Genomic DNA, 20,628 nt, shown 5'->3' with positions numbered 1-20,628 from the left:
CAGATATGGGGTAACAGGGTATTCTGCAGCTGCTGTCGGGAACAGCTTTAGCTCTAAAGGCCAAGGAAGGCCTTTTAGAGCGGAGGAAGAATACCTTGTTACCCCTATATCACACACCAAATTATTTTAGGTTTTTAATACCCGCCAGTCATCATGCCCCTCAGTACCACACACTTCGTGAGTCCAGGTAATTTTCCGATAAGTAAAATGAATATCTTCAAGATGGGTAAAGTGGGCTACACCTGGATCTTGGCAGTTTGGCATTGAAGCATTTATTGCCACAATAATGGCATCCTCTAGCTCTATGGTGAAATAATGCTCCTGAGTGCCTTGGGCAGAAGTACGATACCAATCGATCTTACATTTGGGCAATTTTTCACCACTGGTCAGCGCGTTGTAAAGTAAAGGTGAACTTTTATCAAATACTTTGGTAATCACTAACGGTTGGTGAACCCGTTGGCCCGTTGGCTGACCACTTTGAGGGTCTCGAGGTAAGATGACATCATGACGAAATGCTTCAACCAAAATCTGATCTTCATGGCCTTCTTGATAAATATTCCCCACTGAATCCTCAGTGAAGGTGCCTGCTGTGATTAAACCTTGCTTTTCGCCTTCAATGGTCATATACGCGGGAGTTGGCATAGTCTATTACCTTTCAATACAGCTAACTATAATCGTTAAAAATCACACAGCCCCTATTAGTTTCTCAGTCAAAGGTAACCAGTTTAGTCAAAGGCTAACCAATGCCAAAGCGAATGGAATAGCGGCTGCACCGACGACAATGGTTGAATAACAGTGTAGACGCCATCAGGAAGAGCGCCACATCAAAAGTTATCAGCACTGAGTGTGCTAGCACTCTGAAAAAAAATTACATCCAACCCCTTATCTATTTAATAAATTAACAATTAAAATCAAGTTTATGCTGTTTTATTGTTTATTTAACCAACCTGATAAAAGTCTTACAGATTTGTCTTTTACAATAATTCATAAGTAAAATGAAATTTACATTCTTTACAAAACACCAACCAAAATATAGCCAAAGCGAATGGTTTTTAGGGGAAGCCGTTGAGCGATGAGTTCCAGTAGCACTTTTTATATCAATTAAAGTAGCTACCGCAAGTCTTGCTGTATCAGACTTGCCCCCATGAGTTTATGTTTTTATAAATGATTGGGGTGAAGACAGTTTATTGCTCCTGTATAAACTGCATTCACACCATCCTTGGTGCTTAGCAACAACAACAAACCCTAAAAATCATTCGAGAAAGGTATAGTCACTTTTTGATGTTTATAGATTTAATTAGCTAAGCTTTAGTCTATACAGTCGAACATTTATCAATCATAACTATTCTTTTTATTATATAACTAGCTACGGTTACACATCAGCTAGTAAGAGCCACCAATCAACGCTATTTATTTTTAGACTCTAGGTCACCTCTAATACCAAAAATATAGTCTAACAATCTTGTTGTAATAAATTGTGTAACAAGCCTGACTAACCAGAGCAATAATAAAAATAAAAAGGAAATTATAATGAAAAAAATAACCTTACGATCTTACATTTATCTGTCTTCTTGTTTATTAGCTCTTTCCGCAGCAAAACCAGCTCTTGCTGAAATAGGTTTTAGCCAACCTGATCGAAGCCCACCTACAATTGTCGGAGGCTCTCCAACATCAGCAGGGGCTCGCCCTTATCAAGCCATGTTACTAATGAATGGACGACAAGGGTGTGGTGGCACCTTAATTGATCCTTATTGGGTTTTAACTGCGGCTCACTGTATTGATCAAGCTAATATTTATAACTTAACCGTTCGGGTTGGAGCAACACGGGTTAATAATAGTAGAGAAGGCCAAACTATTCCTATCAGCCAAATTATTATTCATCCATATTGGATGGGTATGCAAAACATTCGCAGTGGCTGGGATATTGGTTTAGTGCGTTTATCCTACCCTGCTGATTCACGTTACATACCCGCGAAACTTCCCACTAATGAAGTCATGAATAATACGGCTTCTGTAGGGCAGTCTGGGGTAGTTTCTGGATGGGGAGCAACTTATCACGGCGGTCAAGGTAGCAATCAGCTATTAGCAGCTTCGTTACAGATTATTTCTAACCAAGCCTGTCAGCAGCAGCTTAGATTCCCCGTACCAAACTCAGCAATTTGTGCAGGATATTCTTATCCTTCAGCTTGCAATGGTGACAGTGGAGGACCTTTTGTTACTTCTTATCAAGGCAACTTCTATAGTATAGGTACAGTTAGCTGGGGGGAAAGATGCGCAAGCACTAGTGTATTTACCAAAACCCATAGCTACAATAGTTGGATTACTCAACAAACGGGGATAGTTCCTTAATTACGAACATTTCGCTATAACTTAAAAGCACTGGTATCTTGAGTTATACTCTACTGGGCATAACCCAAGATACCGACATATATCGGACCTAGTTATTCAGTTAGCTGGCTTTTTTTATCTCTATTTGCTTCGTTTTACTGTCAGGCAGCTCTTTTCTAGGTAATGATATGCATAAAACACCATTTTTAAACGATGCATTAATCTCTTCAACATTTGCATCTTCTGGAATTGCTAATATTCGCTGGAAGTGACCATAGCTTCGTTCTACTCGATAAAGATGCTCCTCTTTGTCTTCTTTTTCATGTTTCTTTTCGCCACTAATAATTAATGAGTTATCTCTCATTTCAAGTTTGATATCTTTTTCATCAACACCAGGGACTTCCACACTAATTAAGTATTCCTTGTCCTTTGCACTAATATCAATATTTGGTTTAAACATATTATTAGGCAGCTTTGACCATTCCTCTGAAAAGTTGGGTAAGCCAACTCCTTTGAACATACTGTCAAATAACCTATCTACATCCCGATGGAATTGTATCAATGGATTTGCCATTGGATCACGGGGACTATTAGCGCTTAATTGCTTATTGTCTCTCTCTTCTTCTTTTTTTAGCCAATTCCAGGGGATTAAGTTTTTAACATTCATCACATAGTCTCCTTTTATTAGGTTAATACCAGTCAAATAAAGACATGCTATAAGTCTATTTTTTGTATCTATTCAACTTAGGACTATTCCTCCTTTTAACTAATTGATTGAATTACAGATAAATATACCTACAATTACTCGCCATCATCATTATTATTGACTAACACGAACACTGTTATACCTTCGGAATAGTAACAACAACTTCGTGTTTTTTATTATCTAGCTTCATCTTTGCATGATCCACTGGTTCCATTAAAGTAATAGACTGAGAAAACTGGCTTGTATAGAAAAGCCTACTCTGCCGGTTATCTTGTTGACTTTTAACTTTTCCATTTATAGTCAAGAAGTTGTCCTTTAATTCTGTATTAACTTCAACATCTCTCTCTTCAGGAACCGATATTGTGACTTTATATTCAGTTTCCGTTTCATCCATTTTAATTTCAGGATTTGAACTAGAATAACCAAAACCTTGCATATTAAAGAAGGAACTATCTGGTAACATTGCCCTCATGACATCATCTAAACGTTTTTGCAACACTGAAAAATGACCAGATGGATCCCAATTGTTCAACCATGGATCAATATCTTTAGGCCAAGGTGCTGGAAGTGGTTTGACTATGGTATTTGATGTAGCAGGCACACTAGCCTCAACTGTTTTAAGTTCAGAAGACAGCTTCCACGTAGTAAAAGTCAGTCCCACAATTGCAGCAGCACACAAGCCAATAACAATATATAGAACTCTCACTCGCTGTATATTGCTCACAACAACCACCTCCTTAAATATAATTTATTTTCAACAAATATGATGGGTTCTCTTACTATGAGTTCAACTGGGAAATATATGATTTTTTATTATTTTAATATGGCTATAAATGACTATATTTTATAAAGGGTATCTTTAGTTGTTCGATGTAGTCTTTTGGTCCGCTCACAATCAAAGCGTTGGCTTTACCTTATGCAGGCTCGCAATTCAGTAGCCGTGCCAGCACATTCGCTTTGATTACACTTTACTAAGCTCACTGAGTTAACTTCTGATACTTTTCTTTTGTTTTAAGCAATAAACGGCTATTGGGGTGATATTGTAGGCCTTTATTAGTAAACCGAATGGCTTGTTGATAATCACCGGCTTTGGCATGGTGCTCAGCTAAATTATGATACAGTTTAGCCATATACTCTAGTGAGTCTTTCAGCATAAACTTATCATTTGCACCAAGCAACCGACGTAATTTTTGATACGAACGCTCAGCACCTTTTTCATCTCTTGCCTTTACTTGAATAGCAAACTGAGTCTTTAATGCTTTCACTTGTGCAGATCGATTAGAGGCTTGTAACTCTGCTTTATAAGCAGCTTCAGATGCCTTTAGAATCACTTGCTCGTCAGACAAACCAAATAAATTTGGCGCTAAATTATAAGCTTTTTTTAGATTATTTCGGGCAGCTGAATAGCGTTGAGCTTGGCGCATTTGCTTAGCATGCTCTAAATAAGCTAAAGCCATTTGCTGTTGAATACTCATCAACCAATCATCACCATTGGTTAATTTTGACTTGACGGCCAAATATTTTTGCTCAAGCTCCATACTCCAGTTGTCATGACTGAATGGCTTTCGTAATAATTGCTCAATATCATCCTTAATATTTTCTAGGCTATTACTCGCTAAAATATTATTTACCGAGCTACTGGCGGCCGCTTGGGCATCCTGACTTCGCAACACTTTGATGCTATCAACTAAATTAATTAAACGCTTATCTTCTGGATAAAGTAAAATAGCTGTCGCCAAAATTTTATCAGCTAAATCAACGTTACCTTTACGAATTGCTTCGGATGCAGCAGAACTATAAGCAATAGCTAGTCGTGGGTCAGATAACATAATATGCTCAGGGTCTATTTTTCTCACCACTGCAATTATATCCAAGACATCTCGCTCACTTTCTTTTGGATATATTTTATTTTCATCCAGTAACGCGTTAAATTCCTGATAAAAACTATTAATTAACTGATCTTGACGAGCTTGAAGTTTATCAAATAATGCATTTAATTGTGCAGAGTCTGGATAGTAGCGTTTACCTTGAGAAATCACATTTCTTGCCCCAGCAAAGTCAAAACGCTGATTTACGGCGGAGATATGTTGCATAGCTTTAGCTTCTAATAATTCTAATATTGTTTTTTTCGCTTCTTCGATTATTTTTTCTTGAACATTTGACTCTTCTTGCTCAATTAAACTAAAAGCTTCTAACGCCCGCTCAGACGGTAATTGATGTATAGCACGAATAACCTCGTTAGCCTGTTGATTAGCAAGAACTGACTTAACCATATTATAACCAACAGGGGCTACTCCTAGTACAACAGCCACTAGTACACCCACCAAAGTCAGCGCCTTTCGTTTAGGTTGCCCAGCAAACGTGCCTATAAATGCTTCTACTGTGTTAGGTCGGTTTTCTTTACTAAATGCTAAAGCACTGGCTAAGGCTTTCCATTGATTACTAGAAAGCTGCTTGATTTTAGCCGGTTGTTTTTTTTCTTCTCGCGCCTTTAAGGCTGATAATTTATTAAAAGGATGCTTGCCAGTTATACATTCGTAAATTACACAAGCAAAGGCATACAAATCATCTCGTATATCCGGTTCTTGCCCTAATAGCATTTCCAAACTGGCATAGGCTGGGGTTAATGCACCTAACTGGCCTGCATCAAATAGGGTCTGGTCACCTTCACCATGGCCTTGGTTAGAGGCCGCCCTAGCGATACCAAAATCAAATACTTTAGCAGTGCCATCGGTGAGTACAAATACGTTACTGGGCTTAAAGTCTGAATGAATAATTCCTCGTTTATGGGCATAACTCAAACCACTGGCTACACTGCGAGCTATTTTCAGCATTTTCTGCATAGGCATGCCATCCGGGTAATCTTCCCGAATTAATTCGTCCAAGGCTTTACCCTGCAACCATTCCATGGTCATAAAAACCACGTCATTTTCTCGATCAAAATCATAAACAGTGGCAATATTCGGGTGTGCTAGCTCCTGAGCTTTACTGGATTCTCGTTGTAAAGCCACCAGCGATTCTGGATGCTGACGAAACTCTTCATTTAATACTTTAATAGCTACATAAGGCTGTCGATCATTGGCTTCCTGTTTGCGTCGATCCAGTGCTTTATACACCACCCCCATACCACCAGAGCCGAGTACTTTGGTAAGCTCAAAGCGTTCTTTAAGTATTGAGCCAATCCCTATAGAGGCCCTACGAGGACCGCTACTAGGAAAGCTGCTATTAGTCAAAGGCCTGGAAGTAATTGGCCTACCAGATAATTGAGTAATATCATCTGGTGGTGCAGGAGTACTTTGTACGGTAGATTCACTGTTAGCTAAAGAAGCAGCCGTATGCTGACCAGTAACGACTGTTTTATCCTCTACTACTTTCTCATCTGCAACTTTATTTTCAGTTTGATTAATGGCAGCTGCTTTGTCTTGCTGACGGGGAGGATGGGTAACAACCGTTTTATCATTATCAACTAATTGCGTTTTGTCATTGTTTACCAGCTCGGTTTTATCTTCCTGCACTGAAGGCCGACCATTTTTTTGCTCGTCAACACCATCGGTTGGCACTTCATATTTACTACCTAACTTTATTTTTTTATGCTGTGTTTTATCTGATGCCATGTGTATTACTAATCTATTAAATGGAAGAGGACCGGGGATTTTTTAAAATTCATCTTCTATAGACATTTCTTCATACACATCAATTACACTCACTGTCACATTATCTTTGGCCCGCCCAGCTATAGTTTGCTCAATCAATGCTGTCACACACACTTCAGGGGTTTCATGATCCAATGCAGCTTTAATTTCTGATGCAGGCAACTCGCCATATAATCCATCACTACACAATAACAAACGATCACCGGGCTCTAAATCAAAAACATTAACGTCTACTTTTAAATCAGTTTCAGTACCAACAGCACGAGTAATCACATTCGACTGTGGGTGAGTAATAGCCTCTTCAGCAGAAATGATGCCATTATCCACCATTTCCTGAACGACAGAGTGATCATGACTGACTTGGTATACTTTATCGCCACGATAGACATAAAGCCGACTATCACCCGCCCAAAGACAAGCACACTCACTCTCAAACAAAAAAGCAACAACAACTGTACTGCCAATAACATGATTACCTGGCTTGATCGTAATATCTTCCTGCAATCGCCGATTGACTTCTTTTAACGAAGTGACAATCTGTTCAATACCTTCATCTAGCGACCTTGCCAATGGCAACTTTGCTAGCGACTCTATAATTAAGCGGCTGGCAACATCACCGGCATAGTGCCCTCCCATTCCATCAGCGATTGCCCAAATATTATTTTCTTCACCGCTGTAATAAGCATCTTCATTAATTGCTCTCACATTTCCTGGGTGGGTATCAGCTGCAGACTGAAAACGAAGCTTGCAAGACATAGTTAGGTCGTTTTATTCCATAAGAGTGGCAGAGTCAGTATGACTGATTGCATTGCCTAAGTTCAACCATCCTCCTTCATTCCACATTCCAGTAAGTAGGCTAGTAAATGCAGGTAACGCTGGAAGCCCTTCGCTACATAAAAAAGCAGGTTGAATTTGGGTAGTCCCTTGCGACCACCAAAAACTGTAGCTGTTAAAAAGCTTATTAATTAAATACTCTGTAATAGCAGGCATTGCTTGTAAAGGGCGAGCTTTTCCTGCATCAAGTGTCACTTGTAAATGAGGACGGCTGTGCATTTTAGTGGTTGAGCTGCCTGCAAATAAATCATCCACCTGTCGTATTGTGGGGTTGCCTAGCTTATTAAGATCCTGCTCCATGGTTTCTAAATCAAAGTCATCATCCAGTACGCTATAGGCAATATCTTCTAACCGTTCTATCCAATAGCCACACTCTGCCATTAATTTCATCGGGCTGACTTTTTGTTGAATATGTCCGGCAAAGGTTAAGGGAAAATAACGCCCCACTTTATCCATGCTAGGGATAATTACACCATACCAGATACCTTCTCCACAAACCCCATCGGACAGCAAAAAGCGCCAAACTGGCGCATTTAAGTACAACGTCAGCCATTGATCAGCAAGCACTTTTTGGCTATGAGCCATCCCTCCTTGAAGCCACTCATCCCAATGATCTAAAAACTCCCGCGGCAACCGGCGAGAGATAAAGTCCCCATGGGAGGGGAGCTTGCCATAAAAGCCTGTTAACAACATAGCTAATCACTCTACCTTTTTCATTACCCACTGCGTAGGGTAATTTTATAATCTGTTTACTGCTCGATAACTTCTCAATAATCGGCTGTTAAACGGGTTAATAACGCTGTTTGCTGATATTTCATAATCCGCTCGTCGTCCATCTAACTGATAGGAGACTCTAAAACGATCAGCAATATTGGTATTAGATACTTTAAAGTGATCCATCATTCTAAAAAATGACCAGATACCTTTTTCTTTGTAACCAACCCGCAAGCCATTTAAGTCTTCAAAGATAATGCCAGACTCATTTACACTATTATCAACAGGCCATACGAGTCGTATAGGTACTCGCGGTCCATGTCGATAGACCAAACGTTGACCATCAATATTCAGTTGAAATTTACCAATATTGGCATCCAAATAAACAGGCTTCATTGCAAACTTAACATTGGGCTGTTTAGAGCCATCGGGGAAAAATACCCGACGAATTTTATCGGATGTTTCAAACTGTTTTAAGGCCCGACCACTAATTCTGATCGACTGGCCATCAACCTGTTTAATACTCCAGTTACGGCCACGAGTATTCACAAACGGCTTGATATATTGCTGGAAGAAACTGTCTTCTACACCACCAGGACGATAATACTCTGAGAAGTCGCGCAAAGTGACTTCACGCTGGCTGTTACCAAACAAAGGATAACGGCCATCGAGTCCTTTTTTATACAAAGGTAACACTGTATTAGCATAAATTTGATTTAAATAACCATTGGCACCACCAATCATTAATCGCCAGCTTTGATCAGCAATATCCATTAGCCAGTGTTTAATAGGCTCTGGTGTTGTTGCAGCGATAGTACGAATTTTACGAATATGCTCATCACTGCCACCAATTTTACTTTTTGCTGCACTATAGGCCGCTTCTGCTGGGTCACTGCTTTGGGCAATGGAAGCCACATAACCTTTTAATCCTGATAACGCATCGATAATTCCATCTAGCTCACTATCACGCTTACCCGTTGTATCACTTACCTGGTTAACATCACGAAAATGCTTTTCAACCGGCGTTGCAATGGCTCCACTGACTGCATCAGTTTTTATATCGGTGGTTTTGGCCACTTTTCCTGCCACTCGTGCTAGCCGATCAACTTTAGGCGTACGAATACGAGCCGCTTTTTTCACTTCATTAGCTTGTTTGAGTTTGTCTAAATTGCCCGAAGTAAGCAAAGACAACTGGGTATTTTGTTTAACATCATCCAGCACTTGTCGAAATGGCGAATAACTACCTGTAATTTGACTAAGTTGATTAGCTGCTTCTGTTAAGTTGGCAAACGGTTGTAAACGCAACTGATTCAAACCTGTATCCCAGTGTTTGCTATAGTCAGCAAAATACAGATCCTGTACCTGATCATGAAACTGTTTTATATCAGCTGGACTATAGTCCGTTTTTGAAGTACCCAATACCCAGTTATCTTTAGCCAGCTCAGTTAAGTATTTAAAGCTTTCTGGCTTAAAAGTACGATAGTAACCATCATAGGTGTATAAGTTAGGTATTTTGTAGTCAGTACTTTTAAATACCTTATTAATTTCTTTGCCTAAAACATCTTCAAAACTACGGTAACGATCAGGTTTGATATAATCTTTTTTAATTTGCGAATAAACCTGCACTGGTAGTGGTATTTTACGCAATTCATATCGAGCCCTTTCCACTAAGTCATTGTCCAACTCAATAGACTCAAAGCCACCTGCAATTAAATCATCCAAATATTCTTTAAGCGTATTCTGCTCTTTAGCCTGACCAGGCAAAGTGGCCTCCCAATCCAGTGCCATCCAGTTTTTAATAAACTCTTCATTACGCCGCTCAGGCAAACCCAACATCAAATAGGCTTTTAGAGCCAACAATAAATATTCTGGCTCATTAAAACCACTACGCATTTGTTCTTCCAGGCGTCGCTTTATAGAGGGTAAATACACTTCTTCTAATTGGTTGTAATAAGCCTGCTGGGTAACCGGCTTTACTCGATTACCCTGGTATAATCCCAAGCGCTCAGTGAATGCAATATTATCTGTATCAAACACCTCAATGGCTTCTTGCAATGGAGAAATAACCGGGATTGTATCTACCTCACCATAATGCCGAGTGAGTTGCTTTTTACCTTTTGCAAAGTCCTCTAACTGGTTTTCAACATCATTTAATTTCAGCTCGTTTTGGGTAAAACTGGTAGACCAGGCAAAAGCCCCTAAAGCAGCTGTCCCTACTACTGTGCCATATGAAGCACGTTGTACCCATAAACGCCCTGCTTCATAACGACGATTAAGCCCAACTAAACCTGCCTCAGCAAAAATTAAATCATTAAGTAGACGGGTTATAAAATAGCTTCTACCGGTTCCTGCTGCGTTAGGCTGAACAGCCATCCCCATTTGGTTAGCATAACTGTCTACCACGCGATCAATCATGGTGACATTCTGGGTACCACTGGTGAAGTAAAAACCTCGAATATAAGGCTTATCATGAAAACGGGAGCCAGAGAAAACTTTCTCAATAAAATCGCTAACAACTGGCTTTAACTGTTGCATTTGCTGACTAAAGGTTAAAATTCTACCCCGACGATTAACATCTCGCTCTTGGTGAATTTTTGTCAGCATTTGCTCATCAAGTCGTTGAACAAGTCGATCAAATCCTTGGTTGAAAGACTCAACTACATTAAACTCGTCTTTTTCTGGGAAAGTGGTTCCCCATACTTGCGCTCGTTCTTCACGACCTAAATCTTCAAAAAACTCATTAAAGCCAGCAATCAAATCACACTTGGTAAACATGAGATACACTGGAATTTTCATGCCCAGTCGTTTATTCAACTCTTGTAAACGGGCTTTAACCGCTTTGACATGAGCCGTTGTTTCTACTTCACTTTGTGCAGCCAAATCCTGCAGGCTAATTGCTAACACCACACCATTGATTGGCCTACGCCGACGATTTTTCTTCAGCATATCTAAAAAGCCTAACCAGGCTGTTGCATCAACACTGGCATGGCTATCTTGAGTAGTATAACGACCTGCTGTATCAATCAGCACGGCCTGATCAGTAAACCACCAATCACAATGACGAGTACCTCCAATCCCTTTTAATGCTTCTTTACCAAATCGTTCAGCTAATGGAAATTCCAACCCTGAGTTCACTAACGCAGTGGTTTTACCACAACCTGGTGGGCCAATAATAATATACCAGGGTAACTCATAAAGCCCTTGGCCTTTACCACCTTCTGTCTTTTTCAATACTTCCAGTGCTTCTGAAAAACGCTCTTGTAAAATGCCTAACTCTTCTTCCGACTCATTCCCCATATCAAACTGCTGAGAAGCAGCATCAGCTTGAATACCTTGAATAAATTCATTATTTTCTTTTCTCGCCTTCATTGACAGACGAATATTATTAAGCCCCCACAAAATCAAAATAGCCATAATAATCAGCAGGCGTGTCACTTCTCCTGCTAATGGCTTTTTCTCAGCAATGGCAATTAAAGGGCCAACAAACCAAATTAAAATACATAAGGCTACCACTCCAATTAAGGTGATTACCCATTTTTGTTTAATAAAATCTATGAATCGCTTCATGAATACTATCCATTAAAAAAGCTCATTAAAAACAGCCCATTAAAAAAGCAGATCATTAAAATAACCAATACAGCCCTTGGGTTATCAAGTTATTCTTCTGGAGCAATATCATCTTCAGCTATTGCTGGTTGATCTTCAGTTGGTTTTGCCTCAGCTTTGTTCGTTTCTGGTTTTTCAGGCTCAACCTCTTCAGGAATTACACGTCCCTCTTTTACCAGTGGTTTAAACCCTGTTTCCAAAGCCACCGTTTCTTTATTAAGGAAATAAGCAAAGCCTGAATACATACCCAATACAATTACCGCACCGACAACTGCAACCACCCATAGAGGTACAAACCGAATTAATACATTACGGCGATCTTGAATACCTCGCCATTGAGTAGAAAGTTCTCTTTCATGATCACCTTTAAGCATACGCAACTGACGGTATAAGTCATCGCGCAACTCTTCCAATTTAACATTGCCTCGGTCGAGAACCCGAAATTTACCTTCAAAACCCAGACTGATCAGGATATACATTAACTCAAGCAAGTCTTGATTACGGTGGGCATCGGTACGTAACCGCTCCAATAATACAAAAAACTTTTCCCCCCCCCAGGTTTCACCATGAAAAATACTCAGTAAGCTGCGTTTGCTCCACTGCGCCTGACTCCCCCAAGGGGTCAGTGCAATGGTTTCATCCAGATAAGTACACAGTACATAACGAGCAGCACCCACCACTTTTTCTTCTGTATTTTGCTGGCGTGCTTTCATTTCAAAATTTTTAATTTCCTGACAAAGCATGTCACGCAGCTGATCAACATTGCTTTCTTGCGCCTGGTTACGCAATCTAACCCCCATATTAATTAATGGAGATGCTGCATTAACCAAAGGATTAACCCCTGTTACCTCACGGCTGACGACTTGCTGCCACTCGTCACTAAAGGTTGCCGGCTGAGACTGATAAACAGGCTGGCCAGAAGGTGCCATAGATTGAGGAGCCATTCCCCGATTGCGACGACCTGGGGTGGGCTTCACCGGCTGACCCGAAGACTGGTTAAAGTTTACTACCGTTTTATCTGAATTCTCGTCGAATCCATCCATGCCAATGCCTCTGCTTTACTGCTGTTTAATTGCCCAGAACTCTAACTCCAAACCAGGAAAATCCCCTGCCACATGAAATGCAAAACCACCCGATTTAGCAATGCTTGGCCAAATATCAGAATGTGGGTCTAACTGGAAGTAGCAAAAACCAGCATGGTATGGGATTTGTCTTGGGGCTACGTTTAGAGGTGAAATACGAATACCAGGCAACTGTAGTTTAACTAGCTGCTCTATTTGCTCCACTGTGCCTATTTTTACCTGCGAAGGGAAACGGCTGCGAATTAACTCATTGGCCACACTGGCTTTGGCTGCTAATACAAACACTGCAGAGCGGAACAGATTACGGTCATTAACGGTAGCCACCCGCACACCATAACCGCGATCCTGCAGATCAAGCCGCACAGCATTTTGTTCCAGTACCGTACTAAGCGACTGACGTAAATCTGCCATGACTTTAATAAAAGTCGTTTCTAAGTCGTCGTGTTGGTATGCAGGAAAGTCTGTTGGCCGCTTTTGCTTGGTGGTAAAAGTAGCTAGCTCACCTGCAAGCATTACTAGCTGGGTATAAAGTGTTTGCGGATGAAGTATGTCTAAACTGGCAACATGTTTGTAATAGGGCTCACTTTTATTTACTAACTGCAGCATTAAAAAGTCTGCGATATCTGACATCCCCTGTTTTGCAGCCCCTTGCAATCTGGCAGCTAATGCTTCACCACGGTGGCTTAATAATGCTTGTACTTCACTTAAATAACTGACCAACTTGGGGATGGCTTTAATGCCAATACAAGGTGGAATGTAGTCTTCATCCAATACAATGCTTTTATCAGGGCGTGACTCTATAATTTTACAGACCCCTAATTTTACATAAGCCCCTTCAACTTCATCTTCTAGCTTTAACGTAAGCCGTAGCTGGCCAGTTTTAATTTCAGCAATGGTGTCATCTCCAGCATTACTGTCGTGTACTATGGTTTGGTTGTGGGTATAACGAGCTAGTAATTTATCGTCAGAATTCTGGTCAGCTTCAATATCATCTACTGAAGACAATGGACAAACCAAGTAAACCATTTTTTCCTGGATATTTTCTGGCACATCTAATGCTAGCTGGCCATTGGCAGTATTGCGCACTGAAAATAACGTACCATCAGGAAGCACACCATCACAGCTATTGATAACTATTTTCCCAAGCGCTAAATGCTGCTGATCAATACTTAAATTTTTTACCCCCCAGCTATAAGCCAAGCAATTACGTAATCGCTCTTTTAATTGAAAATCATAAAAACGGTCATGCTGCTGGAAGTGCTGCGGCCTTAAAAACATGCCTTCTGACCAGACGACTTTATCCTGCATGGGCATTGGATGTATTCCTTAACTTCTTGTGAGACTGTTACAAAAACTGCTTTTACCCTTCCTCTGAGATGAAGGGCTAAGAGCAGCTTTTGAACACTCTCTAAATAGGCTGTGAGTTTATTGGGTTAAATTAATACTTAACCGATTTATTAATAAAGTTGCCTTATTACGCTCTTTTGGCTTCACCGGAATAACCAGCCGCCAGTTAGCATTCTCAATATCTCGATAAGCAGCTAAAACAGCAACAAAGTGGGTATTGGGGTGCAACAACAATCGGTGCTGTACAGTTGTGCCTGGACTAAACTCGTGCTCTTCCTGGTTTAGTAGGCTACCACTCAGCACTTGTTGAGGTTGTTGATACAAACTAAAAAAATCAGCATTTTCGAACACACTAGGTGTCGTTAGCTCAAACAGTCGTATAACAACGGGAGAGGGACGCTGATTGTGGTCGGGATTAACATCGGCTGCCACTATATAATTTAAATCCAGCTTCGTTTCATTCGTTGGCATACAGGCACTAAGCAGCAGCATGGCTGTGAGTAGCCCTAGCCACTTTCCTAACTGCTTTCCTAACTGCTGTCCTAACTGCCTTCCAAACCACTTTGTAGTAGTCTGCATATACCATTTTTTAGCACTTAAGTACTTTGCTATTGCAAGCTTCACTATTAGCCTCCTTTTTTACCATTTAAATAGGCTTGCACTTGTTTTTCATAAGCATTGGCAAATTCATTTCCAAACAAAGATTGAAAAACGTTTTCTTCTTCTAAAATATCTTGATAAAACTCTTTATACGCTTCCCAGTAACGAGCACGTTTATTACCTAACATCACACCTTTACTTTTTGAGTCTTCAAACTTCTTCTCTAACCGCTCAGGGTCAAGCCGCTTTAACATATAGTTAAGTGCTGAGCGAGTTGCCGACATCACCGCTAACTGATGCACTTGAAAGTCATTAAGCGCCTCTTCCACTGCCTCTACAGGACCTAGATAACCTGTCATTGGATTAACCAACATTTGTTTTATAGCTTGTTCTTCATTTACACAAAACTTTAATGGGTTATTTTCTTGAGTTTGAATCATAGTGACTGACATTCGAAACTCATTTTTCAGATTAGCTCTACTCATTAATAATTGAATGAGCCCTCCGATAGTTTTTCGGGTAATTTGCCCAATGATTTTTGGTAATACTTGAAGTTGCTGGGCGGGAATTGTATTAGGGTCTATCCCTAGCTCATCCAGCAACATGAGAAATGCTTTGTCCATTTTCACAGGAGCCTCTGGTATTGCTGCTTGCGGTGGAGGCTCTGGCTGAACTGGTGGCTGGTTGTGGCTGTGATACTGTCTGATCACTGGCTCTTTATGGCGAGGTTGCGAGGGAGGTGGCTGTGGTGAAGGCTGTTGCACTGCAGCTGAGGCTTCTGCTGGGTGACTAACCGGTGGCTCTATACCAAATGGTGAAACCTCATCAAATGGTGCTGCCTCTGGCTGCAAATTCGGCTGAGGCTGATCTGGTGAGGCCTGGTCTGTAGCGGCTGGAGCCTCAAATGACTCAAACGGATTAATAGGCTCGTTAGCACTAAAGCTTTCTGCCTGAGAAAAACGTTCTGTTTGAGAAGTGTTTTCAGGCGACGCAGATTCGCTGGAAAAGCCAAACATATCAAGGCCAAACCCACCCTCTTCTACCGGTTGGTCAGTTTGTTCTGGCTGACCAAACATGTCCTGAGCAGGTGACTGTTCCCATGGATCAATAGACTCACTGGTAGCTATTTCATCATTTTGTTGAGCAGGCTCTGGCTCAAATGAAAGTTCAGGCTCTACTCGCTCAGGCTTCGAAATATCAGGCTGCTGCAAAGTTTCCGTAAATGATGGTGGTTGTGGCTCGGCAAAATCAGGGAATGAATCTTTATCATCACTTTTATTGCTTAAGTCATCCCTAGGCTGTTGTGCTGGCTGGTCTTGCTGCAGGCCTACGAAGTAATCCTTTGGGGGTTCTGTTTTGGGTGACTGTTCAGTCGCGCCGCCAAAATCAGCCAAAATATCCTGTTGGGCTTGTTGCCCCGATGGTTGCTGCACATCATATGGGTCTGGGTCTAGGGCAGAAAAGCTTTCAAGCTTTTCTTCTTTAGCTTGATCAGGCGGGGAGTTATCTAAACTGGCGTTAAAGTTATCCCACTGACTTTCGAAAGGCTTGGGTGGCTCAAAATAGGAGTCCATTACAGAGTCATGGTCTTTTTGCAAATCACCATCACCCAAAAACCCTTTATATGGATCATGGCTGCCACCATTACCAAAACCATTTAATAAATCATCTCCTCCAAAACCTCCAAATGAAGCAGACTCTGCCGGTTTGTCATCACCAAAAGCCGAGACAGGGTCAAAACGATCTTGGTCAACAGCTGAGTCAATTAAGTTATCATTATCAAAGCCTGCACCACTAAATTCTGTTCGATCAAAGCTACTTGGTATACGGCGAGGGTCGTCCCTTACTTCAACCACCATTTCATAGTCAGCAAGTTGTATTCGATCACCATGCCTCAGCTGGTATTGGTTACCACGCCCAAGGGGCTCTGCTGAACCATTAATAAATACACCATTAGTACTGGTATCCGTTAGATAAAAAGCTCCATCATGGTAGCTGACAGATAAGTGTTTTCCTGAAAGGTGCCGTAGTTTATCTGGCAATACCCAGTCACAACTGGCCGAACGACCAATAGTGCCACCTGAGGTATGAAACAAACGGCTGGCCTCAGAACCCATTTCATGCTTTTGAGCACTTACCACAAGAAGCAACAGCTCCATGTTTCTTATCCTTTACTGCTGATGAAAGCGGTGCAAGTGTTGAGTGCTATTTTTTGATGACATAGCAAGCATAATAATACTGCAACACCTTCTAGGTTTGACGAAAAAGCTAAATACAGCTGCCCGTTTATTCCGCCTCATGATAAAGCCTACATCCGCTTCCTTAAACTGGCAAAAGTAACGAAAGGCTTGCTTTGTTAGTAGTTGTCACTAGAAACTGTCTTATAATTCACATTTCTTAAAGACAGTAACGATTATTCAACATATTAATGAAGTTTATCTATTAGCCTCTGCCTAAAAAACACCCACTTAACCATTAAAAATAGTACAACTCTGCCTGACTGGGGGAGCTTTAACTGTAAATAAAATGTAACCTAACTTTTTAACAACTATTAACTAATCAGGCTATTAGACTTAGGGTGAAAATCTACTCTTCGCACTGGATATAGAACGTCTTGAGCACAGCTGGGTAATATTCATCCATATCAGCAAAGCAAATAAACCCTTCTTATTTTTTTCAATTTTGCTATAGCCAACTAAGTTTCATCTAGGTATAATCCTGCCTCCATTCCGGGCCCATAGCTCAGTTGGTTAGAGCGTCCGACTCATAATCGGCAGGTCCCAGGTTCAAGTCCTGGTGGGCCCACCAAGTTACTGCAATAAGAACAAGCTTCTTGTTGTTACAAGACACTAACAAAACGCCCAAATCACGGGTGTGTCAACAAAGTGTCAGCCCTGACCCGGGGTTACCCAATTATCTCGATTAACGCACCGAGATGGTTATTACAAAGCCGGCTTATGTCGGCTTTTTTGTTTAAAAACCCCCCATTAAAACCCCTGTTTATTTATTACCCTTATAACCCCAGTAATTACCATCGCGCTAACGACTAAAAAAAGACCGATGTAAAATTTAACCTATTTCAGTCAATATCCGTTAAATAAGGTTAAAATAGGTAAATATTTACACTCCCCTATTACACTAGTAATGCAGACAGTTGAAAAAAAAGCAGATAAAAAAATACCCAACAACCAAAGGGCTATTAGGTATTGATTGACACAAAAAAGCAGAATTAAAAAGTAACGCTAAAAGGTGGTAGTCTCAGCCGGTTGTTTGATTGCTAAAAACTGCATTAGCTTCATAATATAATCAATCACCAGCGTCATCCCTTCTCTATCAGCAGCGGCATAATTAATAATATTCCCGTCTGCTTCCTGCTCACCCAGCAAAGTTTGCAGCAAGAAATTCAGGGTTTCAGCCTGAGCAATTGCATCTTTTACTGACAGCCGAATAAACGGATTTAATTCGTGTAGCTCAGCCTCACACAACCAATACACTTTATTTTGTCCCACTACCTGGATTTTACCTGTAGCTAAGGCTTGTTCTTGTTCAGGGGTTAATTGAATCGCTTCCATTGTCGTTATACCCCCAGCCCTAATTGATTACGGTTTTGTCCTAGTAATTCCAGGTTAGGCATGGGTTCACCTAAACAATTACACAAGCTTGTTAGCCGACGTTTTAATAAATCAAAAATAAACGCATCCTGGGTATGGCTTAATTCCTTCACCAATTTCACAATGGTTTTAGTGATTTTAACCTGGTCCTGTTGGCTCACCTGGTCATAACAACCTTGCTTACGAATGGTAGGAATAATTTCACAGCACACCCAATTGGTAAAATCTACCGCCAGGGATTTATTCGAGCGAAACACCAATCGGTATAAAGCTGGCTCGCAAATAATATACATATCCTGTTGAAAATCCCCATTCGGTAAGCTGGCAATACTGATCCACTCGGCTGGAATATTCCGCAGGGATTTACCTACCCCCTGCCAGCGTAACCCCACCGCTTCACACACATCCTTAGCACAAAACCAAATCTCACCACTGTGATGTAAGGCGGTACGAATTTTAGCGCGGTTATATTCAAACGGATTGGGAACGATATGATAAGGGTTAGGTACTAGCTGAAAGGGAGTACTTGCATTTAAAGTAGCCATCCTGGCCTCCTTTTTGGTTTAAGTATATGTGTGGCTTTTGGGAAAGCCGGGTGTCAACTAGAGCCCAAAAAGGTGCTCCGGGCGCTATTTCCCTGAAACTCGATTCCGAAGTTTTTTTAGGTTGACATAACTGCTAATTTATTTATGCAGCCGCTCTGTATTTTAATGAGTCAGTGGGCTCTTGTTTGCCCAAATCTAAACCCGCTAAATGCTTTTTCGAGCGGCGCTCAGGAAGCACACTGATTATTGCAGCGGTAAAGGCTTTCAGTTGCTGTTTTGGTTCATCAGCCGTGACAACTGCTTCTACAGTTTTTATTAGGGCTTCTGTTTTGATTCGCTCAGTCAAACAGCCAACAGGAAGCCCGGGCTGCTTATTTTCAAGGCGGACGGATTGCTCTGGATGTAGCAGTAACATATGGTCGTACAGCAGGCTCATGATCACGCCTCGCGTTGATCCTTCTTCGCCTTGTTGTTTGGCCAATCGGTTCCAGCCAGCATGTTGCTTCCAGTCCTCAATGAAAACCTCAACTAACCATCTCAATGTATAAACCCTAGCAATATCACCATGCCGCCAGGACATGTCGGATGCCACTAGATATCGATAATTTTTTTCTCCCTCATATTTCAAAGCAACCACAAACCGCTTTTTACCATGGGCTTTCACATAAACCCGAGCCGCCAGCATGGTGATTGACTGTGTTTTTTGGCCTCGGATAATTAACTTGGTATCGACGCCTGTTTGGCGTGCAAAGTAATGTGTAAGTCGTACTTTTTTTCCTTGGGAAAGGATTAGTTGATTGGAGCGTAATTGACTCACCACTTGAGCACCACCCGTCGCAATGGAAGCCTTATCCATGAATTCTGCTGTGCTATACAGTGCATCAGCAATGACCGCATTAATCTTTATATCAGAAAATGACAATGAAAATGCTTCAACCATCTCAAGTGCTAAAGCTTGTTTGGTCGGATAATCTGGGTTGGGCTTAGGTTTTTTGGGTCTTTCTTTTCCAGGAATACCCAGCCTCTTTAGGGCTTTATTTTTCTGACGCCAAGCACTTAACGCTGGATCAGGTGTATAAAAGCGAAAAGCAATCGGTAAGGTAGCTACAGGTGTCACCAGTAGCATAAACACTAGCTCTTGCCCTTGAACATAGCCGCCGGATTTTTTATGTTTTATTTTATGCACACCTTTAATACGTCGTGTTCTCTTGGAGCGGACTTTATCACTATCGTCAAAAATGAGTACTCCTCTCGTAATATGATAGTGATTGAGTACTTGTCGGACACTGGCTTGCAACAACAATGACCAGGCAATTTTACTATGGTAAAACATCCAACGTAATTGGTCCTGCTTGAATGCTCCTAAGCTACACCGCTCAAAAACAGCCCAGCAAAATACACCAGTGACACCAATTCCCATCAGCATAATAGTTAACCAGCGACACTGGATACGACTTAATCCAGGAGATTGAAAAGAAACAGTCAAGGTGTCGTTTAGAGTTTGAACAAACTTTATCACATGGGGAATAGGGGTAATCAACACAAGTCGTCATCAAGTCGCTATTGAAATACAAGCGCGATATACTACACCATCACTGGTCT

At 41.1% G+C, this 20,628-nt stretch carries 15 protein-coding genes and 1 tRNA gene; 2 read left to right on the top strand and 14 right to left on the bottom strand.

Features of this window, described 5'->3' with window-relative positions; translation table 11 throughout:
* Positions 1-126 precede the first annotated feature (126 nt).
* The gene (locus OQE68_RS15885) at positions 127-642 is read right to left on the bottom strand and encodes an Hcp family type VI secretion system effector (RefSeq protein WP_180571062.1); all 516 of its coding nucleotides are present in this window, start codon (positions 640-642) and stop codon (positions 127-129) included.
* Positions 643-1,530: 888 nt separating this feature from the next.
* Here OQE68_RS15885 and OQE68_RS15880 point away from each other — a divergent pair.
* The gene (locus OQE68_RS15880) at positions 1,531-2,349 is read left to right on the top strand and encodes a serine protease (protein ID WP_180571063.1); all 819 of its coding nucleotides are present in this window, start codon (positions 1,531-1,533) and stop codon (positions 2,347-2,349) included.
* Positions 2,350-2,449: 100 nt separating this feature from the next.
* Here OQE68_RS15880 and OQE68_RS15875 read toward each other — a convergent pair whose 3' ends face one another.
* The 10 genes from OQE68_RS15875 to tagH form a co-directional block, all read right to left on the bottom strand.
* On the bottom strand, positions 2,450-2,995 hold the full coding sequence (locus OQE68_RS15875) for an Hsp20/alpha crystallin family protein (protein ID WP_180571064.1): 546 nt from the start codon (positions 2,993-2,995) through the stop codon (positions 2,450-2,452).
* Between the two features lie 175 nt (positions 2,996-3,170).
* On the bottom strand, positions 3,171-3,758 hold the full coding sequence (locus OQE68_RS30870; protein WP_180571065.1) for an Hsp20 family protein: 588 nt from the start codon (positions 3,756-3,758) through the stop codon (positions 3,171-3,173).
* Positions 3,759-4,011: 253 nt separating this feature from the next.
* On the bottom strand, positions 4,012-6,648 hold the full coding sequence (locus OQE68_RS15865; RefSeq protein WP_180571066.1) for a serine/threonine-protein kinase: 2,637 nt from the start codon (positions 6,646-6,648) through the stop codon (positions 4,012-4,014).
* Positions 6,649-6,690: 42 nt separating this feature from the next.
* Positions 6,691-7,443 (bottom strand): PP2C family protein-serine/threonine phosphatase, encoded by a 753-nt coding sequence (locus OQE68_RS15860; protein WP_180571067.1) that lies wholly within the window; start codon positions 7,441-7,443, stop codon positions 6,691-6,693.
* Between the two features lie 12 nt (positions 7,444-7,455).
* Positions 7,456-8,214: a type VI secretion system-associated protein TagF gene (tagF, locus tag OQE68_RS15855; protein ID WP_180571068.1), complete on the bottom strand. Its 759-nt coding sequence runs from the start codon at positions 8,212-8,214 to the stop codon at positions 7,456-7,458.
* Positions 8,215-8,259: 45 nt separating this feature from the next.
* A complete protein-coding gene (gene tssM, locus OQE68_RS15850; protein ID WP_180571069.1) occupies positions 8,260-11,802 on the bottom strand; it encodes a type VI secretion system membrane subunit TssM in 3,543 nt (1,180 codons plus the stop codon).
* A gap of 89 nt (positions 11,803-11,891) precedes the next feature.
* Entirely contained in the window at positions 11,892-12,884 is a 993-nt protein-coding gene (gene icmH / locus OQE68_RS15845; RefSeq protein WP_180571070.1) for a type IVB secretion system protein IcmH/DotU, read from the bottom strand.
* 15 nt (positions 12,885-12,899) lie between these two features.
* A complete protein-coding gene (gene tssK / locus OQE68_RS15840; protein WP_180571071.1) occupies positions 12,900-14,237 on the bottom strand; it encodes a type VI secretion system baseplate subunit TssK in 1,338 nt (445 codons plus the stop codon).
* A gap of 111 nt (positions 14,238-14,348) precedes the next feature.
* On the bottom strand, positions 14,349-14,894 hold the full coding sequence (tssJ, locus tag OQE68_RS15835; RefSeq protein WP_180571072.1) for a type VI secretion system lipoprotein TssJ: 546 nt from the start codon (positions 14,892-14,894) through the stop codon (positions 14,349-14,351).
* A 2-nt stretch (positions 14,895-14,896) separates the two neighbouring features.
* Complete coding sequence (tagH, locus tag OQE68_RS15830; protein ID WP_180571073.1) at positions 14,897-17,029, bottom strand: type VI secretion system-associated FHA domain protein TagH; 2,133 nt, start codon at positions 17,027-17,029, stop codon at positions 14,897-14,899.
* A gap of 572 nt (positions 17,030-17,601) precedes the next feature.
* Here tagH and OQE68_RS15825 point away from each other — a divergent pair.
* Positions 17,602-17,678: transfer RNA gene (locus OQE68_RS15825), tRNA-Ile, on the top strand.
* A 434-nt stretch (positions 17,679-18,112) separates the two neighbouring features.
* Here OQE68_RS15825 and OQE68_RS15820 read toward each other — a convergent pair.
* The 3 genes from OQE68_RS15820 to OQE68_RS15810 all read right to left on the bottom strand — a co-directional run bounded on the left by OQE68_RS15820 (position 18,113) and on the right by OQE68_RS15810 (position 20,569).
* Positions 18,113-18,442, bottom strand: coding sequence for a hypothetical protein (locus OQE68_RS15820; protein ID WP_180571074.1), 330 nt, complete (start codon positions 18,440-18,442; stop codon positions 18,113-18,115).
* A 5-nt stretch (positions 18,443-18,447) separates the two neighbouring features.
* Entirely contained in the window at positions 18,448-19,026 is a 579-nt protein-coding gene (locus OQE68_RS15815; RefSeq protein ID WP_163831892.1) for a BRO-N domain-containing protein, read from the bottom strand.
* Positions 19,027-19,168: 142 nt separating this feature from the next.
* On the bottom strand, positions 19,169-20,569 hold the full coding sequence (locus tag OQE68_RS15810; protein WP_266195417.1) for a transposase: 1,401 nt from the start codon (positions 20,567-20,569) through the stop codon (positions 19,169-19,171).
* Between the last annotated feature and the right edge of the window lie 59 nt (positions 20,570-20,628).

The organism is Spartinivicinus marinus (assembly GCF_026309355.1).
Classification (GTDB): Bacteria; Pseudomonadota; Gammaproteobacteria; order Pseudomonadales; family Zooshikellaceae; genus Spartinivicinus; species Spartinivicinus marinus.
This window is presented reverse-complemented; position numbering and strand designations above follow the sequence as displayed.

Coding starts and splice junctions, on each gene's coding strand:
- OQE68_RS15885 (WP_180571062.1), bottom strand. CDS start 642: ATGCCAACTCCCGCGTATATGACCATTGAAGGCGAAAAGCAAGGTTTA.
- OQE68_RS15880 (WP_180571063.1), top strand. CDS start 1,531: ATGAAAAAAATAACCTTACGATCTTACATTTATCTGTCTTCTTGTTTA.
- OQE68_RS15875 (WP_180571064.1), bottom strand. CDS start 2,995: ATGAATGTTAAAAACTTAATCCCCTGGAATTGGCTAAAAAAAGAAGAA.
- OQE68_RS15865 (WP_180571066.1), bottom strand. CDS start 6,648: ATGGCATCAGATAAAACACAGCATAAAAAAATAAAGTTAGGTAGTAAA.
- OQE68_RS15860 (WP_180571067.1), bottom strand. CDS start 7,443: ATGTCTTGCAAGCTTCGTTTTCAGTCTGCAGCTGATACCCACCCAGGA.
- tagF (WP_180571068.1), bottom strand. CDS start 8,214: ATGTTGTTAACAGGCTTTTATGGCAAGCTCCCCTCCCATGGGGACTTT.
- tssM (WP_180571069.1), bottom strand. CDS start 11,802: ATGAAGCGATTCATAGATTTTATTAAACAAAAATGGGTAATCACCTTA.
- icmH (WP_180571070.1), bottom strand. CDS start 12,884: ATGGATGGATTCGACGAGAATTCAGATAAAACGGTAGTAAACTTTAAC.
- tssK (WP_180571071.1), bottom strand. CDS start 14,237: ATGCCCATGCAGGATAAAGTCGTCTGGTCAGAAGGCATGTTTTTAAGG.
- tagH (WP_180571073.1), bottom strand. CDS start 17,029: ATGGAGCTGTTGCTTCTTGTGGTAAGTGCTCAAAAGCATGAAATGGGT.
- OQE68_RS15820 (WP_180571074.1), bottom strand. CDS start 18,442: ATGGAAGCGATTCAATTAACCCCTGAACAAGAACAAGCCTTAGCTACA.
- OQE68_RS15815 (WP_163831892.1), bottom strand. CDS start 19,026: ATGGCTACTTTAAATGCAAGTACTCCCTTTCAGCTAGTACCTAACCCT.